This window comes from Stenotrophomonas sp. SrG (genome assembly GCF_050031795.1).
In the GTDB taxonomy this organism is placed as follows: domain Bacteria; phylum Pseudomonadota; class Gammaproteobacteria; order Xanthomonadales; family Xanthomonadaceae; genus Stenotrophomonas; species Stenotrophomonas rhizophila_A.
Map to the genome: position 1 here is coordinate 1 of NZ_JBNBBE010000026.1, position 18,507 is coordinate 18,507.

The 18,507-nt window shown below is 67.4% G+C and carries 14 protein-coding genes; 8 read left to right on the forward strand and 6 right to left on the reverse strand.

Annotation, left to right across the window (positions count from 1 at the left end; all coding sequences use genetic code 11):
• Positions 1 to 140: 140 nt before the first annotated feature.
• The 3 genes from ACQG3P_RS18105 to ACQG3P_RS18115 form a co-directional block, all read right to left on the reverse strand.
• Complete coding sequence (locus ACQG3P_RS18105) at positions 141 to 1,478, reverse strand: sigma-54 interaction domain-containing protein (RefSeq protein ID WP_095363479.1); 1,338 nt, start codon at positions 1,476 to 1,478, stop codon at positions 141 to 143.
• A 244-nt stretch (positions 1,479 to 1,722) separates the two neighbouring features.
• Positions 1,723 to 2,487: a C40 family peptidase gene (locus ACQG3P_RS18110; protein ID WP_254622024.1), complete on the reverse strand. Its 765-nt coding sequence runs from the start codon at positions 2,485 to 2,487 to the stop codon at positions 1,723 to 1,725.
• 146 nt (positions 2,488 to 2,633) lie between these two features.
• Entirely contained in the window at positions 2,634 to 3,167 is a 534-nt protein-coding gene (locus ACQG3P_RS18115; RefSeq protein WP_336443242.1) for a C40 family peptidase, read from the reverse strand.
• A 116-nt stretch (positions 3,168 to 3,283) separates the two neighbouring features.
• Here ACQG3P_RS18115 and ACQG3P_RS18120 point away from each other — a divergent pair, with 116 nt between their 5' ends.
• From ACQG3P_RS18120 to ACQG3P_RS18150, 7 genes are all read left to right on the forward strand, one after another.
• Positions 3,284 to 3,763, forward strand: a complete 480-nt coding sequence (locus ACQG3P_RS18120; RefSeq protein WP_217537162.1) for an FKBP-type peptidyl-prolyl cis-trans isomerase — start codon at positions 3,284 to 3,286, stop codon at positions 3,761 to 3,763.
• 96 nt (positions 3,764 to 3,859) lie between these two features.
• Entirely contained in the window at positions 3,860 to 5,104 is a 1,245-nt protein-coding gene (locus ACQG3P_RS18125; RefSeq protein ID WP_426805822.1) for a DUF418 domain-containing protein, read from the forward strand.
• 59 nt (positions 5,105 to 5,163) lie between these two features.
• Positions 5,164 to 6,519, forward strand: a complete 1,356-nt coding sequence (gene gorA / locus ACQG3P_RS18130) for a glutathione-disulfide reductase (RefSeq protein WP_426805806.1) — start codon at positions 5,164 to 5,166, stop codon at positions 6,517 to 6,519.
• A gap of 61 nt (positions 6,520 to 6,580) precedes the next feature.
• On the forward strand, positions 6,581 to 7,501 hold the full coding sequence (locus ACQG3P_RS18135; RefSeq protein ID WP_426805807.1) for a DMT family transporter: 921 nt from the start codon (positions 6,581 to 6,583) through the stop codon (positions 7,499 to 7,501).
• A 29-nt stretch (positions 7,502 to 7,530) separates the two neighbouring features.
• Entirely contained in the window at positions 7,531 to 7,872 is a 342-nt protein-coding gene (locus ACQG3P_RS18140; protein ID WP_176472634.1) for an MGMT family protein, read from the forward strand.
• A gap of 36 nt (positions 7,873 to 7,908) precedes the next feature.
• Positions 7,909 to 8,580 carry a rhomboid family intramembrane serine protease gene (locus ACQG3P_RS18145; protein WP_068853500.1) on the forward strand — a complete coding sequence of 224 codons (672 nt, stop codon included), beginning with the start codon at positions 7,909 to 7,911 and terminating at the stop codon, positions 8,578 to 8,580.
• Between the two features lie 36 nt (positions 8,581 to 8,616).
• Positions 8,617 to 10,275: a DUF4166 domain-containing protein gene (locus ACQG3P_RS18150; RefSeq protein WP_426805808.1), complete on the forward strand. Its 1,659-nt coding sequence runs from the start codon at positions 8,617 to 8,619 to the stop codon at positions 10,273 to 10,275.
• Between the two features lie 116 nt (positions 10,276 to 10,391).
• Here the strand turns inward: ACQG3P_RS18150 and ACQG3P_RS18155 are convergent, their stop codons facing one another.
• Both ACQG3P_RS18155 and ACQG3P_RS18160 read right to left on the reverse strand, forming a co-directional pair.
• Positions 10,392 to 12,401, reverse strand: coding sequence for a M13 family metallopeptidase (locus ACQG3P_RS18155; protein ID WP_068853496.1), 2,010 nt, complete (start codon positions 12,399 to 12,401; stop codon positions 10,392 to 10,394).
• Between the two features lie 168 nt (positions 12,402 to 12,569).
• Positions 12,570 to 14,684: a M13 family metallopeptidase gene (locus ACQG3P_RS18160; RefSeq protein ID WP_426805823.1), complete on the reverse strand. Its 2,115-nt coding sequence runs from the start codon at positions 14,682 to 14,684 to the stop codon at positions 12,570 to 12,572.
• 121 nt (positions 14,685 to 14,805) lie between these two features.
• On the opposite strand from ACQG3P_RS18160, the gene ACQG3P_RS18165 reads away from it, so the two are divergent.
• Positions 14,806 to 16,401: a phytoene desaturase family protein gene (locus tag ACQG3P_RS18165; protein ID WP_426805809.1), complete on the forward strand. Its 1,596-nt coding sequence runs from the start codon at positions 14,806 to 14,808 to the stop codon at positions 16,399 to 16,401.
• Between the two features lie 74 nt (positions 16,402 to 16,475).
• Here the strand turns inward: ACQG3P_RS18165 and ACQG3P_RS18170 are convergent, their stop codons facing one another.
• Positions 16,476 to 18,506 (reverse strand): alpha/beta hydrolase family protein, encoded by a 2,031-nt coding sequence (locus tag ACQG3P_RS18170; protein WP_320457408.1) that lies wholly within the window; start codon positions 18,504 to 18,506, stop codon positions 16,476 to 16,478.
• Between the last annotated feature and the right edge of the window lies 1 nt (position 18,507).

An 18,507-nucleotide genomic window follows, 5' to 3' on the forward strand; every position in this document is an offset into this window, starting at 1 on the left:
CGCTCCACGAAGCGCAGGTGGCCTGAACGCCCCTTGAGAGTGTCCAGAAAAACTTGACCACCACAGGTTTACGGCGTCCCCCGCAAACCCGCCCCCGCCGGCCCAAAGCCCGTACGTTCGCAAACCAGGGCTTTCAGCTCTCAGCGCAACTCGGGCAGGGCAAGCTGATGCTTGCGGCAGAGGCGATACACGGTAACGCGGGAAACCTGCATGGTGCGGGCACACGCAGTGATGTTGAACGCGTTATCGCGCAGGGCCTGCAACAAGGCATCGCGCTCGGCCGCCTGGCGCGCATCGTGCAGCAGCCGCTGCGGCATCTCCACCTGCGGTGGCAGCAGTTCCAGATCGGCCACGTTGATCAGCTCGGCCTCGCTCACGATCGCCGCCCGCTGCACCCGGTTCAACAGCTCGCGCACATTGCCCGGCCAGTTGAACCGCAGCAGCGCCTGCGCCGCCTCCGTCGTGAACCCGCGCGCGCGCGTCACGTGCCGGCGGCGGAAACTGGCCAGGAAATGCTCCGCCAGCAGCAGGATGTCGCTGCCACGGTCGCGCAGCGCCGGCATCGGCAAGCGCAGCACATTGAGCCGGTAGAACAGATCGCGGCGGAACTGCCCGCGCTCCACTGCCTGCTCCAGATCGATGTGCGTTGCCGCCACCACCCGTACATCCACCGCCAGCGGATGATTGCTGCCCACCCGCTCGATCGTGCCTTCCTGCAGCACCCGCAACAGGTTCGTCTGCGCATCCAGCGGCAGGTCGCCGATCTCGTCAAGGAACACCGTGCCCCCGCTGGCCGTCTCGAACAGGCCCAGCCGACGCGTCGCCGCACCGGTGAACGCCCCGCGCTCATGCCCGAACAGTTCCGACTGCACCAGCGCCGCCGGAATCGCCCCGCAGTTCACCGCCAGGAATGGCCGCGCATGCCGCGGTGACAGCGCATGCAATGCCTGCGCCGCCAGCTCCTTGCCCGTGCCCGTTTCGCCCGTGACCAGCACCGGCAGCTCCACCGGCGCGAACTTGCGCAACGCCGCCCGTGCCACCTGCAGCACCGCACTGTTCCCGACCAGCGCCTGCGCACCGGCCGGCGAACGCGTCTCGTCGCCGTCCGCCAGGTGCTGCAGCCGCTGTACCAGGCTGGAGAGATCCAGCGGCGCCGTGAACGTCTCCACACAGCCCGCCAGCAGCGACTGCAGCGGCGGCGGCGTGGGGTAGGGCCCGGGCGGCAGGATCGCCAGCACGCGCATGTGCCGGTGCTGCTCCAGCAGCGCCTGCAGGTGCTCCACGTTGCCGGGGGCCGCCCCGCGCAGGTCCAGCAGCCCGACCACCAGGTCGCTGCCGCGCATGCCGATGGCCACGCATGCATCGCTGGCCACCCCGCGCACCTGCCACCCTTCCGCTGCCAATGCGGCGCGCTCGGCCGCGTGTGGTTGCCCAAACCAGATCACACACCGGGCCGGAAATTCAGGGACTGCCGCCATGCGTCACCTTTACTGGAAAGATCCCGGGCGGTGTCTACTGGTCGGCGTGACCCCGGCGAGCCGCCCCACGCCGGAGTCAACAACCCCTGCCGAAGCCGGCCCGGGGTGGTCGCACGCACTTGGAATTGCTCGAACGACAGTAGGGACAACGCCGGTTGCCCCCGTTACCGGCCACCGGCGCCCATAACGAAAAAGGCCGCTGCACGGGGCAGCGGCCTTCAAATGGCGGGGCGGGCCGGCCGGCTCAGAGCTCGACGCGGCGGGCCTGCATGAACTTGCCGCTCCAGTAGCCCGAGACCAGGCTGTCCACGCGGACGTCCTTGCCGGTGCTGGGGGCGTGCAGGAAGCGGCCTTCGCCCACGTAGATGCCCACGTGGTCGACCCGGCCCCTGCGGCCGAAGAACACCAGGTCACCGGCCGCCAGCGCGTTGCGGTCGTTGATCAGCTCTGCTTCGCCGTCATGGGCCATTTCACGCGAGACGCGCGGCAGGTCGATGCCCAGCGCGGTCTTGAACACGTAACCGACCAGGCCGCTGCAGTCGAAACCGCTGTCCGGCGAGGTGCCGCCCCAACGGTACGGAGTGCCCAGCAGCGTCATCGCACGGCGCAGCAGCGACTGCACCTTGCCGTTGTCGGCGGCCCCACCGACCACGACGCCATTGGCGCCGGAGCTGGCATCGTAGTTGGCCAGCAGGCGGCTCAGGTCGCCGGCGAACATCGCCGAGCGGTCCATGAGCGGAATGGTGTCGTTGGCCGCCAGGTGCGGAAGCAGGGCGGCGAGGGTGGCACTGGCAGCGGCATCGGCCTTGCTGCGGGCCGGCGCGTCAGCCTTGGGCTTGGCGGCGGCGGGGATCTCGGTGGCGGCTGCGGTGGCAACCGGAGCAGCATCGACGGCGGTCGTCGGTGCCGTCTGCGCCCAGGCCGGAAGGCTGGCCAGGCAGAGGGCGAAAGCGAGAAGAGCGGGGCGGGCAGTGCGCCGGAAAGTGGCGGTCTGGCCTTGGCACGTCAGGTCGGCTGTCGTCACGCGGCGGTCACTGAATAAAAACGATGGGTGATGATGCCGTGTAAGACGTGTGATTTGGTACAAATTTCGTTAAAGTTTCGTTTATATGAGCGTGATTGAGGTCACATTTTTAGACCTTTGCCCTGTTCATTTCAGTGAAGGACACGTTTCGCCCCTGTGTAGTGCTGCTTCCAATAGGTGCCGCCGAGCGAATCCAGCCGGACCGTTCCGCCGGTGCTCGGGGCATGCACGAAGCGCCCTTCGCCCACGTAGATGCCGACGTGGAAGACGTTGCCGCGGTCGCCGAAGAACACCAGATCGCCCGGTGCCAACCGCTGCGGATCGATCTTCGGTCCCTGCACCGCCGCCAGGTCGCGCGAGGTCCGGGGCAGCTTCAGGTCCAGCATTTCCCGGTACACGTAGGCCACCAGCCCGCTGCAGTCAAAGCCCGACTCGGGGGTGTTGCCGCCGTAGCGGTAGGGCGTGCCGACCAGCCCGATGGCGCGCATCAGCACCGCATTGGCCGCCTGCGGGTCGTTGGGCACCACCGTGGGCCAGACCTGGGTGGAGGCGGCCGGCGCACTCGGGCGGGTGGTCTTGCCGCCGCCGCAGGCGGCCAGCAGGGCCAGGGCAAGCACGGCGGCAACCCGGGCAACAGAGCGGTTCAAGCGCGGAACTGGCGTCATGTGCGTGATGTCCGGATAATGCGCGGCCTCAGAAGGCCGTCATGATGGCGGCGTACTTGGCGGGCGACAACCCGTCCCACCCGTCTGCCCTGGCAGCCTCAGCACAAGAGTTCCGCATGAAGATCGAAAAAGACCGCGTCGTCCGCTTCCATTACACCGTCGCCGAGCAGGGCCAGGAGCCGATCGAGAGCTCCAGGGACCGTGACCCGCTGGCGATCCTGATCGGCCACGGCAACATCATCCCGGGCCTGGAAGCCGCCATGCTCGACAAGGAAGCCGGCGCCTCCTTCGAGGTCGATGTGAAGGCCGCTGATGCCTATGGCGAGCGCAAGGAAGGCCTGTCCCAGCGCGTGCCGAAGAAGCACTTCGGTGACACCCGCCTGGTGAAGGGGCAGCAGGTCGTGCTGCAGACCAACTTCGGCCCGCGCGCCGTGACCGTTGAAAAGGTCGGCATGAGCGTGGTCGACGTGGACCTCAACCACCCGATGGCCGGCAAGGACCTGCACTTCTCGGTCGAGATCGTCGACGTGCGTGAAGCTGCTGCCGAAGAACTCGAGCACGGCCACGTGCACGGCGACGGCGGCCACCAGCACTGAGTGCAGGCCACCGTATGAGGCAACGGCCCGCTTCGGCGGGCCGTTGCGTATCTGCAGCCCCGAAATGCCGGGCGGCCTGCGTGCTGCGGCGGCATACTGTCCGCCCTGCCAAGCGAGTCGCCCGTGAAGCCTGTTTCCCCCACGCTGCAGCCGGTGGCTGCCGGCGACCGCATCGAAGTCATCGATATCCTGCGCGGGGTCGCGCTGCTGGGCATCCTGTTGATGAACATGGAAGCGCTGAGCGGCCCGCTGGACCTGGCCTTCACCGGCATCGACCCGCACTGGCAGGGGCTGGACTACTGGGTGGATGCCGCCGTCTACGTGCTGGTGCAGGGCAAGTTCTTCACCCTGTTCTCGCTGCTGTTCGGCGCCGGCTTTGCGATCATGGCGCAGCGTGCCGAAGCGGCGCGCCGCGACTTCACGACCTTCTACCTGCGCCGCAGCGGCGGGCTGCTGCTGATCGGCCTGTGCCATGCGTTGCTGGTGTGGTCCGGCGACATCCTGGTGATCTACGCGCTGGTGTCGTTGCCGCTGCTGGCCACGCGCGAAGCGCCGCAACGCTGGCTGCCGGCGATGGGCGTGGCCACCTACCTGTGTGCGGCGGCGATGATGCTGCTGCTGGGCGCGATGCTGGGCCTGGTCGGACAGGTCGAAGGCGATGGCGGCGCCCTCGGCTCGGCCATGGCGCAGGGCCAGCAGACCGTCGAACTGCAGCGCCAGGCGTATGGCCATGGCAGCTTCGGCCAGGCGGTGGCGCAGCGGGCCAGCGATCTGGGCACGGCCCTGTCCGGGGCGCTGATCATCGGCCCGGAAGTGCTGGGCATGTTCCTGCTCGGCAGCTGGTTCGCACGCAGTGGCGCGCTGGCCGACCCGGCGCGGTTCGAGCGTCTCTACCGTTGGTTGCGGCGCGGCGCGCTGCCGGTGGGACTGCTGTTGATGCTCATCAGCGCGAGCTGGGTGCCGTACCTGGCGCCCGGCACGTTCACCCCCACCACCGGCGCGGCGTATGCGCTGTCGTCGGTGGCCAGCCTGTTGATGTGCCTGGGCTACCTGGCCTGGATCGTGCACTGGCGGCACCGCCTGCGCGTGCTGGCGCCGATGGGGCGGATGGCGCTGACCCAATACATCCTGCAGTCACTGGTCTGCACCTGGCTGTTCTACGGCTACGGGCTGGGTGCGTTTGAAACGATGCCGCGTGCCTGGCAGGTTCCGTTCGCGGTGGCGCTGTTCGCATTGCAGGTGCTGCTCAGCCATGCGTGGCTGCGCCATTTCCGGTTCGGGCCGCTGGAGTGGATCTGGCGCGCGATGACCTACGGGCGTTGGCCAGCGTTGCGCCGATGAAACGATTCAGGCCGCGTCGTCACGTTTGAATCGCGACGTGGCGTGGCATGCTGGCGCCCATGACAACGCATTACGACTACGATCTGATCGTGCTGGGCGGGGGCTCCGGTGGCCTGGCCGCCGCCTTCCGCGCAGCGCAGCACGGCAAGCGGGTGGCGATGCTGGAACCGGGCGAACTGGGCGGTACCTGCGTCAACGTCGGCTGCGTGCCGAAGAAGGCGATGTGGCTGGCGGCCGACCTTTCCGGGCGGATCGGCCTCGCTGCGGCGATGGGCTTCGATGTACCGGCGCGACCGGCGCTGGACTGGAAGGAACTGGTGGTGCATCGCCAGGCCTACATCGCCAACATCCATGCCAGTTACCTCAAGCGCCTGAACGACAGCAAGGTGGTGCGCGTGCCGCGCAAGGGCAGGCTGCTGGATGCCCACACGGTGGAATGCAGCGATGGCATCCGCATCAGCGGGGAACACGTGCTGCTCGCCACCGGTGCCCACCCGCAGCGCCCGGACATTCCCGGCGCCGAACTGGGGTCGGTGTCGGACGACTTTTTCAACCTGTGCGGCGCCCCCGGGCGCGTGGCGATTGTCGGTGGCGGTTACATCGCCGTGGAACTGGCCGGCCTGCTGCAGGCACTGGGCAGCCGCGTCACGTTGCTGGTGCGCGGCGAACGCCTGCTGGAGCGCTTCGACGCGGAGCTGACCGCACAGTTGGCCGAGAACCTGCGCCACCAGGGCGTGCAGCTGCACTTCAATTACCGGCTGCGCGAACTGCGGCGCGAGGGCGATGATCTCATTGCCTACGGCCACGATGGCCCGGCCGAACCGCACTTCGACCAGGTGTTCTTCGCGACCGGTCGGCGTGGCAACAGTGCCGGGCTGGGACTGGAGGCACTGGGCATCGTGGTCGGTGACAAGGGCGAGGTCGAGGTTGACGACTGGCAGACCACGGCGGTGCCCAGCGTGCACGCGGTGGGCGATATCGCGGGCAAGGTGGGCCTGACCCCGGTGGCCATCGCCGCCGCCCGCAAGCTGATGGACCGCCTGTTCGGCGGACAGCCGCAGGCGAAGATGGATTATCAGAACATCGCCAGCGTGGTGTTCTCGCACCCGGCACTGGGCGCGGTGGGCTTGAGCGAAGAAGAGGCGCGCGCCCGTCACGGTGACGTGCGCATCTACCGCACCAATTTCCGACCGATGCTGCAGGCGCTGGCCGATGGCACCCAGCGCAGCCTGTTCAAACTGGTCTGCGTGGGCGAAGAGGAGCGGGTGGTAGGCGTACACCTGCTCGGCGAATCGGCCGACGAGATCCTGCAGGGTTTCGCGGTCGCGGTGAAAATGGGCGTCACCAAGGCCCAGCTCGACGACACCGTCGCCATCCATCCGACATCGTCGGAAGAGGTGGTGTTGATGCGCTGAGGCGTATCAACCCCCCCGGTAGCTGCCGACCGTTGTTCGGTAGACATCCGCTGATGCGACAATGCGTGGGATGTCGCACGCGCTTCCCACCTCCTCCCCACGCCTTGCCACCTCCGGCATCCTGCTCGCCGCCGCCGGCGCGGTAGCCGCCTCCGGCAAGGCCGTGATCGTCAAATTGGCCTATCGCCACGGCGTGGACGCCACCACGCTGCTGGCATTGCGCATGCTGATGGCGTTCCCGTTGTTCGCATTGCTCGCAGTGTGGTCGGCCCGCCGCGCCACCGCCTTGTCCTGGGCCGACCGGGGCCGGGTGGTGTGGCTGGGCTTCACCGGCTACTACCTTTCCAGCCTGCTCGACTTCCAGGGACTGCAGTACATCAGCGTGACCCTTGAACGGCTGATCCTGTACCTCAATCCCACCCTGGTGCTGCTGATCAGCCTGGTGCTGCTGAAAAAGAAGCCCGGGCGCTGGCAGGTGGCCGCGCTGGTGCTCAGCTATCTCGGCGTGCTGCTGGCCTTCGGCCACGACCTGCAGCTGGAAGGCGGGCGCATCGTGCTGGGCAGTGCGCTGGTGTTCGCCAGCGCGCTCAGCTACGCGCTGTACCTGTTCGGCAGCGGCCAGGTGGTGGCGCGGATCGGCGCGATCCGGCTCACCGCCTATGCCAGCTGCGTGGCCTGCGTGTTGTGCGTGCTGCACTTCGCCGTCCTGCACCCGCTGCCGGTGCTGTTCCAGCAGCCGGTGCCGGTGTACTGGCTGTCGCTGGTCAACGCGACGGTCTGCACGGTGCTGCCGGTGCTGGCGATCATGCTGGCGGTGAAGCGGATCGGCTCGTCGCTGGCCGCGCAGGTGGGTATGCTCGGGCCGGTATCCACCATCGTGATGAGTCTATGGCTGCTCGACGAACCCATGGGCCCCTGGCAGATCCTGGGGACGGCGCTGGTGCTGGTCGGCGTGCTGCTGGTCAGCCGCGTGCGCGCCTGAAGAAATCCGCGTCGCCGGCCGACGACGCGGTGGACGCTGCCGCGCAGGCGCGCGAGCGCATCCTGGCGGTGATCCGGGCCATTCCGCGCGGGCAGGTGATGGGCTACGGCCAGGTGGCCGCCAAGGCCGGGCTGCCGGGCCGGGCACGACTGACCGCACGGGTGCTGGGCATGAACGACGATCCGGACCTGCCCTGGCATCGGGTGCTGCGCTCGGACGGGCGTATCGCGATGCCGGAAGGCTCGCGCGGCTGGCGCGAGCAGAACCAGCGGCTGCGCGCCGAAGGGGTGGTGATGGAGCGCGGGCGGGTCAAGCACATGCCGCGCGGCAGCGGCGATGACCTGGACGCGGCGGTGTGGGGACCGGGCTAGCCCGTTATGATGGGCGCGGTTCCAAAGGATGCCCCCATGTTCCCCCGACTGCCCACCGTCACCAAGGCACTGTTGATCGCCAACATCGTGCTGTTCCTGCTGCAGCAGCCGTTCCTGCTTGGCAACGGCACCTTCGAGCCGTTCATGCTGCAACCGCTGCGCGGTGGCTTCGACCCGTTCTCGCCGGGTGGCAATTTCCAGCCGTGGCAGCTGCTGACCTATGGGTTCCTGCATGGCAGCTTCGGGCACCTGTTCTTCAACATGCTGGCGCTCTTCATGTTCGGTGCGCCGCTGGAGCAGACCTGGGGCGAGAAGCGCTTCCTGACCTACTACCTGGTGTGCGTGGCCGGTGCCGGCCTGTGCCAGCTGGCCGTGGGCGCGATGATCGCCGACCCGGCCACCGTGCTGGGCGCATCCGGCGGCGTGTTCGGCCTGTTGCTGGCCTACGGCATGCTGTTCCCCAACCAGCGTGTGATGCTGCTGTTCCCGCCCATTCCGATGAAGGCACGCACCTTCGTGATCGTGTTCGGCGTGATGGAACTGGTGCTCGGCGCCACCGGTTGGCAACCGGGCGTTGCCCACTTTGCCCACCTGGGCGGCATGTTGTTCGGCTGGCTGCTGATCCGCTACTGGCGGGGGCAGCCGCCATTCAACCGGCGCCCGCCGGGTGGCCCGAAGCGGCCCAACCACCTGCGCAGCGTGAAGTGATCGCGTAGAACAGCATTGGCCAGGGAGGGCGCACGCATGAAGATCCTGATTCTGGGCGGGTATGGCGTCTTCGGCGGACGACTGGTCCGGTTGTTGTCGGACCTGCCGGACATCGAGCTGTTGATCTGCGGCCGCAACCTGGACGCTGCCCAGGCGTTCTGTGCCAGCTACGCCGGTGCGCCGCGCGTGCACCCGGTGGTGGTGGAGCGGCAGCGCATTGAAGCCGTGCTTGGGGCCGAGCAGCCCGCACTGGTGGTGGATGCCTCCGGACCCTTCCAGGACTATGGCGAACACCGCTATAACGTGATCGAGGCATGCATCGCAGCAGGCATCGATTACCTCGACTTTGCCGACGCGGCCGATTTCGTGTTCGGCGTGGCCCGGTTCGATGCGCAGGCGAGGGCGGCCGGTGTTTTCGTGCTGTCCGGGGTCAGCAGCTTCCCCGTCCTGACCGCAGCGGTGCTGCGCGAGATGGCGCAGCGCATGGACCTGGTATCCGTTGAGGGGGGTATCGCACCATCACCGTATGCGGGCATCGGTCTGAACGTGATGCGCGCGGTGGTGGGCTATGCCGGGGCGCCGGTGAAGCTGCAGCGCGATGGCCAACCTGGTCATGGGCGCGGCCTTGCAGAAAGCCGGCGGTTCACCATCGCGGTGCCGGGCCGGCTGCCGCTGCGCAACCTGCACTTCTCGCTGGTGGACGTGCCCGACCTGCAGGTGATTCCGCCCGAACACCCGACCCTGACCGACATCTGGATGGGCGCCGGCCCGGTGCCGGAGGTACTGCACCGCGTGCTCAACCTGCTGGCCAGGGCGCGTGCGCGCTTAACCCTGCCGTCGCTGGAGCCGCTCTCGCCATTGTTCTACCGCGTGTTGAACCTGATGAAGTTTGGCGAGCACCGCGGTGGGATGTACGTGCGCGCGCAGGGCATGCGCGACGGGGCGCCCACCACGCTGAGCTGGCACCTGCTCGCCGAAGGCGATGACGGCCCTTACATTCCGTCCATGGCGATCGAAGCGGTGATCCGCAAGCTGCTGGCGGGTGAGCGGCCGTTGCCCGGTGCGCGGCCCGCGACCCGGGCGCTGGAACTTACCGACTACCACGCGCTGTTCGAGGGGCGCGCGATCCACACCGGTTTCCGCAGCGACGATGCCGGCGCCAGCCTGTACCGGCAGGTGCTGGCCAGTGCCTACGATGCGCTGCCTGCGCAGGTGCAGGCGCTGCACGACACGTACGGGCAGCACCGCTGGAGCGGTACGGCGCAGGTGCATCGTGGCACCGGGTTGGTGTCACGCCTGGTGGCGGCGGTGATCGGTTTTCCGAAGGCGGGCGCCGATGTACCGGTCACCGTGACCTTCATGCCGGAGCAGGGCATCGAGCGCTGGACGCGGGATTTTGGCGGGCGCAGGTTCACCTCGTGGCAACGGCGCGGGGCAGGGCGCAACGATGCGCTGCTGGTGGAGCGCTTCGGGGTGATCGAGGTCGCGTTGGCGCTGGTGGTGGAAGGCGATCGATTGATGTTGGTGCCTCGCCGCTGGTCCTTCCTGGGTGTGCCGCTGCCGAAGGCGCTGCTGCCCAGGGGCACCACCTTCGAAACCGAAGTGGATGGACGGTTCGTGTTCAACGTGGAGATCGCCGCACCCGGGGTGGGGTTGATCGTGAATTACCGGGGCTGGCTGCAGCCCGACGCGTAGGGCCACGCCCTGCGTGGCTTTGTGGTGCGCGCGATGCAGCCACGCACGGCGTGGCCCTGCGTGCATGAAAAAGGGCGCCCCTGGGGGCGCCCTCATTCAATCCATCAACGTTTCGCTCAGCGCCAGATCTTGATCTGGTCGCTGTCCACGCGCTGCATCGGCTGTCCCGGCTTGCAGCTGAAGGTGGCACCGAAGGCGGGCAGGTTGGACAGCGGCACGTTGGTGCGCCACTTGCCCGGGGCCAGCGTGTCCGCGGTCAACCGCTGAGCGGCTTCGCCCGGCGAGAGCTGCTGCGGCCACAGGCTGGCCCAGGCGCGGAAGAAGCCCTGCTGCGCGGCCGGCTTGGCGGCGGGTTCGGCCGACTGGTAGGCCGCCCATGCCAGTTCCACGCCGGCCAGATCGGCCAGGTTCTCTTCGCGGGTCAGTTCGCCATTGACCTTGGCCCCCTTCACGCCGGGGAAGTCCAGGCTGCTGTACTGCGCAGCCACGCGGTTCCCCAGCAGGTTCCAGGCGGTCTTGTCGGCCGGGGTCCACCAGCTGCGCAGTTCGCCCTTGGAATCGACCAGGGCACCCTTGGCATCGATCGCACGGTTCAGTTCGTGGGCAACCAGCGCGCCGAAGCTGCCGTACTTGTCGGCGTTGTCGGCCTTGGCATTGAACACCGGGCCCTGCAGCACGGCGGCGGTGACGATCAGGCGGTTCTGCGCGATGTCATAGGCCAGTGCCGGCTGCTGCGGCAACACATCCCAGCGGCGGTCGGCGTTGCCTTTGCCGATGCGCTTCATTTCTTCGCGATGGCGCCAGGTGGAGGCGATCAGCATGTTGCCGCCGAAGCTGCCACGGCCCATCGGCTGCACGCTGTAATCGAGGTCGCGCAGCGGCGTGCCGATCTCGATCTTCAGCGCGGCCAGCTTGGCCTGTGCTTCGGTCTTGGCTTCCGGGCTCAGCCAGCCGCTGGCCTTGACCGCCTCGATCTGGGTTTCGCGGATCTTGTCGACGATCACGGCGGCCTGGCGGCGATCGTCGGCCGACAGGTAACGCGCGGCATATTCACGGCCGACCATCGGGCCGGCGGCCACGTTCATCGCATCCAGCACCTGCTCCCAGCGGGCCGGGGCGATGGTTTCGCCACGGATCACGCGGCCGCGGAATTCAAACTCCGCATCGCGGTAGGCCTTGGACAGGTAGGGGGCCATGGCATCGCCCACGCGCCAGCGCAGATAGGCCTTCCACTGGTCCGGCTTGATCCGGGTGACCATGCCGTCGAGCGCCTTGAACAGCTCCGGGTCGGACAGCGAGACCAGGTCGTCGTTGACGCCCTGCGCCTTCAGGAACGCATCCAACTGCAGGTTGCGGAAGCGGCTGTTGAGTTCCTTGGTGGAAATCGGCGCGTAGTTGTTGAACGGATTGTTGATGCCGGCCAGCGACTGCGCATTGCGCGCCAGCTCGGTTTCCAGCGCGATCACCGCCTGCGATTCGGCCTCCAGCTTGTCGGCCGGGGTGCCGGTCAGGGCCAGGATCTGCTTCACGTACGCACGGTAACGGCCCATCAGCGCCACGGTATCGGCGTCGGTGCGGGTGTAGAAGGCCGGGTCGGGCAGGCCCATGCCGCCCTGCATGAAGTAGCCGATGTGGCGATCCAGCGCCTTCAGGTCCACGTCCGGGGCGAAGTTGAAGGCCACCGGGATGCCGACCTGATGCAGCGCGGCAATCGAGGCCGGCACATCCTTGGCCTTCTTGATGGCGTTGATGCGGGTCAGCAGCGGCGCGATCGGGGCCGAGCCGTCGGCTTCCACGGCCGCTTCATCCAGGCCGCTGGCCCAGAAGTCGCCCAGCAGCTTCTGCACGTTGCCCTGCGGTGCCTTCATCGCGCCGTCCAGCAGCTCGCGCTGCTGCACGCGGGTGCGCTCGGCGAGCTGGCCAATGGCGGTGGTGGCACCGGTCTGCGGCACCGGGTTGGCCTTCAGCCAGCCAGCATTGGTGGCGTCATGGAAGTCGCTGCACTGCGCGCTCACCGCGGGCGCACGGCTGGCGGCCTTCTTCTTCGGGGCGGCGGAGGCGTCGGTGACGACCAGGGTGGCCAGGCCCAGGCCGAGGGCGATGGCAAGCGGACGAAGGTTGGGCATGCGAAACAAATCCAGGAGGATTGAAGACCGCGGAACTATAGCAAGCTCGCATGAAAACGCAGCATTCACCGGCGCCGACGGTAGCCCCGGCCGTTGGCCGGCAACCGGGCAAACAAAAAGGCCCGGGAAAATTCCGGGCCTTTCTGCTTCACGCCACCGCGTGAACGATTACCAGATCACCACCTGCTTGTCGCCGGCGCGCACCATCGGCGTACCGGGCTTGCATTCGAACGCGGCCGCGAAGGTCGGCAGGTTCGACGGCGCGCCCATGGCACGGAACGCAGCCGGGGCGTGCGGATCGGTGGCCAGGCGGACCTTGGCGTTTTCCGGGGTGTACTTGGTGCGCCACACGGTGGCCCAGTTGAAGAAGAAGCGCTGGTCGCGGCTGAAGCCGTCCACCTTCGGGTCTTCCTTGCCGGCGCTGGCCTTCTGCAGGGCATCGTAGGCGGTAGCCAGGCCGCCCAGGTCGGCGATGTTCTCGCCCAGGGTCAGCTTGCCGTTGACCGCCTGGTCGCCGACCTTGTAGCCGTCGAACTGGTTCACCAGCTTGCCGGTCAGCCCGCTGAAGTTCTTGGTGTCCGCATCGGTCCACCAGTTCTCGAAGTTGCCGGTCGGCCCGAAGCGGCTGCCCTGGTCGTCGTAGCCGTGGGTCATTTCGTGGCCGATCACCGCACCGATGCCGCCGTAGTTCAGCGCGTCGTCGGCCTTCGGGTCGAAGAACGGCGGCTGCAGGATGGCGGCCGGGAACACGATCTCGTTCTGCAGCGGGTTGTAGTACGCGTTGACCGTCTGCGGGGTCATGCCCCACTCGGTCTTGTCCACCGGCTTGCCGATCTTGCCCAGCGCGAACTTGTAGTTGAATTCGTTGGCCGCGCGCACGTTGCCGAAGTAGCTGTCACGGCCGGTGCTCAGGCCGCTCCAGTCGCGCCACTTGTCCGGGTAACCGATCTTCGGGGTAAAGGTTTCCCACTTGGCGATGGCCTTGGCCTTGGTCTCATCGCTCATCCAGGTCAGGCCCTGGATGCGCTCCTTGAGCGCAGCGGCCAGGTTCTTGACCAGCTCTTCCATCTTGGCCTTCGACTCGGGCGAGAAGGCGACCTTGACGTACAGCTGGCCGAAGGCTTCACCGGCATCGTTTTCGATGGTGCCCAGCACGCGCTTCCAGCGCGGCTTCATTTCCTTCTGGCCGTTGAGGGTCTTGCCGTAGAACTCGTAGTTTTCCTGGGCGAAGGTGTCAGCCAGGAACGGCGACGCCGAATCCACGGTGTGGAAGCGCAGGTACGAACGCCACACCGACGGGTCGGTGTCGCCCAGCGCCTTGCTGACTTCCTGGTGGAAGCTGGGGATGGCCAGCGAGAACTTCTCCGGCGCGGCAATGCCCTGCGCTTCGAAGAACCGGCTCCAGCTGAAGTTCGGGGTCAGCTTGTCGGCGTCGGCCACGGTGACCGGGTTGTAGTACAGCGAGACATCGCGCGAGAGCTGCTCGCTGGACTTGGAGGCCTTGGCCAGGCGGGTTTCGAACTTGACCACGTCCGCGGCCTGCTTGGCGGCGTCGGCAGCGGCCACGCCGGACAGTTCCAGCACCTTGGCCACGTGCGCCTGGTAGGCCTTGAGCTTGTCGGCGTTCTTGGCGTCGGTGTAGTACGTGGTGTCCGGCAGGCCCAGGCCACCCTGGCTGGCGTAGGCCATGTTCATGCTGGAGTTCTTGAAGTCCGCTTCCGGACCGAACCCGAACAGCACGTTTTCGCCCTTGGCGGCGGTGGTGCGCAGGTAGTTGGCGATGGCGTCCTTGTCCTGCAGGCCGTCGATGGCGGCCAGGTCGGCCTTGATCGGCTCGATGCCCTGCGCGTTGATCTTGGCTTCGTCCATGCCGGTGGCCCAGAAGTCGCCGACGATCTTTTCGATGCCGGTCGGGTTCTTCACCGCTGCGACCTGTTCGGCCAACTGGTGCTGCACGGCGACCGAGCGCTCGTCCAGGATGGTGAAGGCGCCCCAGCTGGTGCGGTCGCCCGGGATCTCATTGGCGGCCAGCCACTTGCTGTTCACGTAATCGCCGAACGCGGTGCAGGCGTCCAGGCTCTTGTCCAGGTCGGACGGGTGGAAGGCGTTGTAGGCCGGCAGCTTGGCTTCGTCGAGCTTGAACTCGGTGGCGGCTGGGGCGGCGGCGGCCGGGGTGGCGGTGGAGGCCGCGCTGTCCGTAGCCGGGGTTTCGTTCTTGCCGCAGCCGACCAGCGCGGCCGAAACGGCCAGGGTCAGCAGGACAATCTTGGGAGTACGAGAGATCACTAGTATGGCCTCCGGGCCGAAGAATCTTTCAGGAAGGCCCCCTGATGGGGGCCGTGGGCCAGACGATACGCCGCTGGCCCGGCCTGCAAGGGTGTCGAAGGTCATGTATACAGCCAGCATGGACACTTCAACGACGCGTGCTTGGGATGCAGTCATCATCGGCGGCGGACACAACGGCCTGGTCTGCGCGGCCTACCTGGCCCGGGCCGGGCAGCGGGTGCTGGTGCTGGAACGGCGGCCGGTGGTGGGCGGGGCGGCGGTCACCGAGGAGTTCCATCCCGGTTTCCGCAATTCGGTGGCTTCCTATACGGTGTCGCTGCTGCAGCCTCGCATCATCCAGGCGTTGGCGCTGGCCGAGCACGGGCTGCAGGTGGTGCCGCGGCGGATCAACAACTTCCTGCCGCTGGACGGGGATTACCTGTTGGCCGGTGCCGGGCTGACCCGTTCGGAGGTGGCGCGCTTTTCCGCACGTGATGCCGAGCGCCTGCCGGCCTTCGAGCAGCGCCTGGAGGCATTCGCCGACGTGCTGCGCGATCTTGCGCTGCAGGCGCCGCCCAACGTGGGGGAAGGCCATTGGCTGACCCAGCTGCCGGCGCTGTGGCAGGCCGGCCAGCTCGGCAGGCGGCTGCATGGGCTGGCGCCGGCGTTGCGCCAGGAACTGCTGGACCTGTTCACCATCTCGGCCTCGGAATACCTGGACCGCTGGTTCGAGAGCGAGCCGATCAAGGCCCTGTTCGGGTTCGACGGCATCGTGGGCAACTACGCCAGCCCGGACGCGCCCGGTTCGGCCTACGTGCTGCTGCACCACGCCTTTGGCGAGAGCAACGGAGTGAAGGGCGCCTGGGGCCACGCCATCGGCGGCATGGGCGCCATCACCCAGGCGATGGCCCGCTCGGCCATCGCCGCCGGGGCGAGCATCCGTACCGACAGCGGCGTGCGCAGGGTCGTCGTCGAGCAGGGGCGCGCGGTAGGGGTGGAAACGCTGCAGGGCGATGTCATCCGCGCCCGCAGGGTGGTGGCCAACGTCAATCCCAAGCTGTTGTACGAACAGCTGCTGGCGCCTGGGGAGGTGCCACTGGCCACCCGCGAGCGCATGGCGAACTGGCGCTGCGGTTCAGGCACGTTCCGCATGAACGTCGCGCTGTCCGGCCTGCCCTCGTTCTCCGTGCTGCCCGGGGCAGGGGACCACCTCACGGCCGGCATCATCATGGCGCCCACGCTGGCTTACATGGACCGCGCCTACCGCGATGCGCGCCAGCACGGCTGGTCACGCGAACCGATCGTGGAAATGCTGATCCCGAGTACGCTGGACGATTCGCTGGCGCCGCCCGGCCAGCACGTGGCCAGCCTGTTCTGCCAGCACGTGGCCCCGGTGCTTTCCGGTGGGCGCAGCTGGGATGACCACCGCGACGAAGTGGCCGACCTGATGATCGCAACGGTCGAGAAGCACGCGCCGGGATTCAGCGCACTGGTGCTGGGCCGGCAGGCGCTCAGTCCGCTGGATCTGGAGCGCACCTTCGGGCTGATCGGCGGCGACATCTTCCATGGCGCGCTCAGCCTCAACCAGCTGTTCAGCGCCCGGCCGATGCTGGGCCAGGCCGACTACCGCGGTGCCCTGCCGGGCCTGTACCTGTGCGGTTCGGGGACGCATCCGGGTGGCGGCGTCACCGGCGCGCCGGGACACAACGCGGCACAGGCCATTCTTCGCGAATAAAAAGAGGCCACCCGAAGGTGGCCGATAATCATCGGGAGCCCCCGACCGTAGGTCGGGTGCCCCTCCAGCGGCGGTTACAACCCGCCGCCACCACACCCCTTGCCCAGGTAATCATCGATCAGCCGCAGCTGGTCGCCCATGATCGCGCGCGTCCAGGCAGGGCCGTGCGCGTAATCGGCGATTTCGTGGTACTCCACCGGCTGGCCGGAATTCTTCGCCTTGGCCACGAACCATTCGGACTGTTCGATCGGCACGGTGCGGTCGCGGTCGCCGTGGTAGACCATCAGCGGGATCTTCATCTCGCCGGCCTTGTCCAGCGGGTTCAGGCCGTCCACCGTCTTGGCCTGGGCCTGGCGGAAGAACGGGTTGGTGTAGAACCGCGACCAGATCTTCTTGATGTCCGACACGCCGGCACCGGCAATGGCGCACTTGTACAGCCCGTTGGGCCGCACCGATGCGGCGAATGCCGAATAGCCGCCGTAGGAGAAGCCGAACATGGCGATGTGGCCGGGCTGGGCGATCTTCTGGTCGATCATCCACTTGGCGCCATCATCCTTGTCGTCCTGCATCTTCTGGCCCCACTCGGCATCGCCGGCCATCCACAGCTTGCGGCTCCAGTCGGCCGAACCGCGGAACTGCGGGCGCAGCACCGCCATGCAGCGCGACGCCATCAGCGGCACCCACATGGAACCGTCGAAGTCCATGCCATCGCGCGCCCACGGACCGCCGTGCGGGTGGACAACGGCCTTCCACGGACCGGCACCGCACAGTTCGGTGTTCGGGGTGGTCAGGAAGGCGGGAATGTCCAGCCCGTCGCGCGCCTTGTAATAGACCAGCTTGGTCGTGCCCAGCGCGGCCGGGTCGATCTGCGGGTAGGACTTGGCCAGCTCGGTCAGCTGCCCGTTGTTGAACAGGTAGTAGGTGGGCGGGTCGGACGGGCCGGACACCACCACCAGGAAGGTCTTGAGGTTGGCGCTGTAGTCCAGCAGGCGGATCGACCTGCCACCGTCGAGCTGGGTGGTGGCGCGCTGGCCGGTGCCGGGATCGACCAGGGTGACCTCGCTTGCCTGGATGCCCAGGGCCTGACGCAGGCCCTGTTCCAGCGCCTTGAAGGTCGGATCGGTCCACTGGATCTCGTTTTCGCGCGGGCCGCTGTAGCCAACGCCGAGCAGTGCGCCGAACGGCACGCCGTCCACGTTCTTGTAGCGGTTCAGCACCACGGTGCCGGCATTGAAGAACTTGTGCTCGAACAGCACTTCCTTCTGCTTGCGCGCGGCGATGTCGTACTCGTAGATGACCGTCTTGTCGCGGCCCACGTTGCTCTGGATGAACGCGATGTTCGGGTCATCGGCAAAGCCGACCACCTGGTTGATGTCGCGATCCTTCACGTGCGAACGGAAGTGTTCTTCCCAGGAACCGGTAGCGGGGTTGCGGAATTCAGTGGCGATATACGCACCGGTGCCATCCACGTCCTGGCGCAGGCGCGCGCGCAGTTCGCTGTTGAGATCGGTGACATAGCCGGCCACGCGCTCTTCGGTTTTCTGGATGCGCTGGGAGGTGAAGCTGCGCAGGTTGACCTTGTACACGTCACCGGAATTGCTGCCCGAACCGTTCACCACCAGGATGTGGTCCGGGTCGTTGGGCAGGGTATCGAGCACGGTGGAGTTGGACAGGGCCTGCTCCAGTTCTTCGTTGCGGCTGGTGGCGCGGGCCGGGCTGATCGGCTCCTTCCACTGCTTGCCTTCGATGTCGGTGATGAAGAACTTGCTGATGAAGGTCTTGTTGACCCGGTCGGTACGCAGGTCGTAGGGCTGCCACAGGGTGACGGCCAGCAGGCCGTTCTTGATGAAGCTCACGCTCTGGAACTTCATGCGGCCGGCACCGATGACGGTGGGCGCCTTGTCCAGGGCGTTGGTTTCCCAGACCACGATGACGCGCTCTTCGCCGTTGGCGCGCAGGCCGGCGATGTGCTTGCCGTCAGGTGAGAGGGACAGGCTGGAAATGGCCGGGAAGGCGGCCATCTGCTCGATGGTCGGTGCCACCGGCTTGGCGTGCAGGAGCGAGGAAGCACTGGCCAGGGCGGCCAGCAGAAGAATCCGTTTCATT

What these genes read in the sequence shown, in the direction of transcription:
- ACQG3P_RS18105 (WP_095363479.1), bottom strand. Translation starts at nt 1,478, where the DNA reads ATGGCGGCAGTCCCTGAATTTCCGGCCCGGTGTGTGATCTGGTTTGGG.
- ACQG3P_RS18115 (WP_336443242.1), bottom strand. Translation starts at nt 3,167, where the DNA reads ATGACGCCAGTTCCGCGCTTGAACCGCTCTGTTGCCCGGGTTGCCGCC.
- ACQG3P_RS18120 (WP_217537162.1), top strand. Translation starts at nt 3,284, where the DNA reads ATGAAGATCGAAAAAGACCGCGTCGTCCGCTTCCATTACACCGTCGCC.
- gorA (WP_426805806.1), top strand. Translation starts at nt 5,164, where the DNA reads ATGACAACGCATTACGACTACGATCTGATCGTGCTGGGCGGGGGCTCC.
- ACQG3P_RS18135 (WP_426805807.1), top strand. Translation starts at nt 6,581, where the DNA reads ATGCGTGGGATGTCGCACGCGCTTCCCACCTCCTCCCCACGCCTTGCC.
- ACQG3P_RS18145 (WP_068853500.1), top strand. Translation starts at nt 7,909, where the DNA reads ATGTTCCCCCGACTGCCCACCGTCACCAAGGCACTGTTGATCGCCAAC.
- ACQG3P_RS18150 (WP_426805808.1), top strand. Translation starts at nt 8,617, where the DNA reads ATGAAGATCCTGATTCTGGGCGGGTATGGCGTCTTCGGCGGACGACTG.
- ACQG3P_RS18155 (WP_068853496.1), bottom strand. Translation starts at nt 12,401, where the DNA reads ATGCCCAACCTTCGTCCGCTTGCCATCGCCCTCGGCCTGGGCCTGGCC.
- ACQG3P_RS18165 (WP_426805809.1), top strand. Translation starts at nt 14,806, where the DNA reads ATGGACACTTCAACGACGCGTGCTTGGGATGCAGTCATCATCGGCGGC.
- ACQG3P_RS18170 (WP_320457408.1), bottom strand. Translation starts at nt 18,506, where the DNA reads ATGAAACGGATTCTTCTGCTGGCCGCCCTGGCCAGTGCTTCCTCGCTC.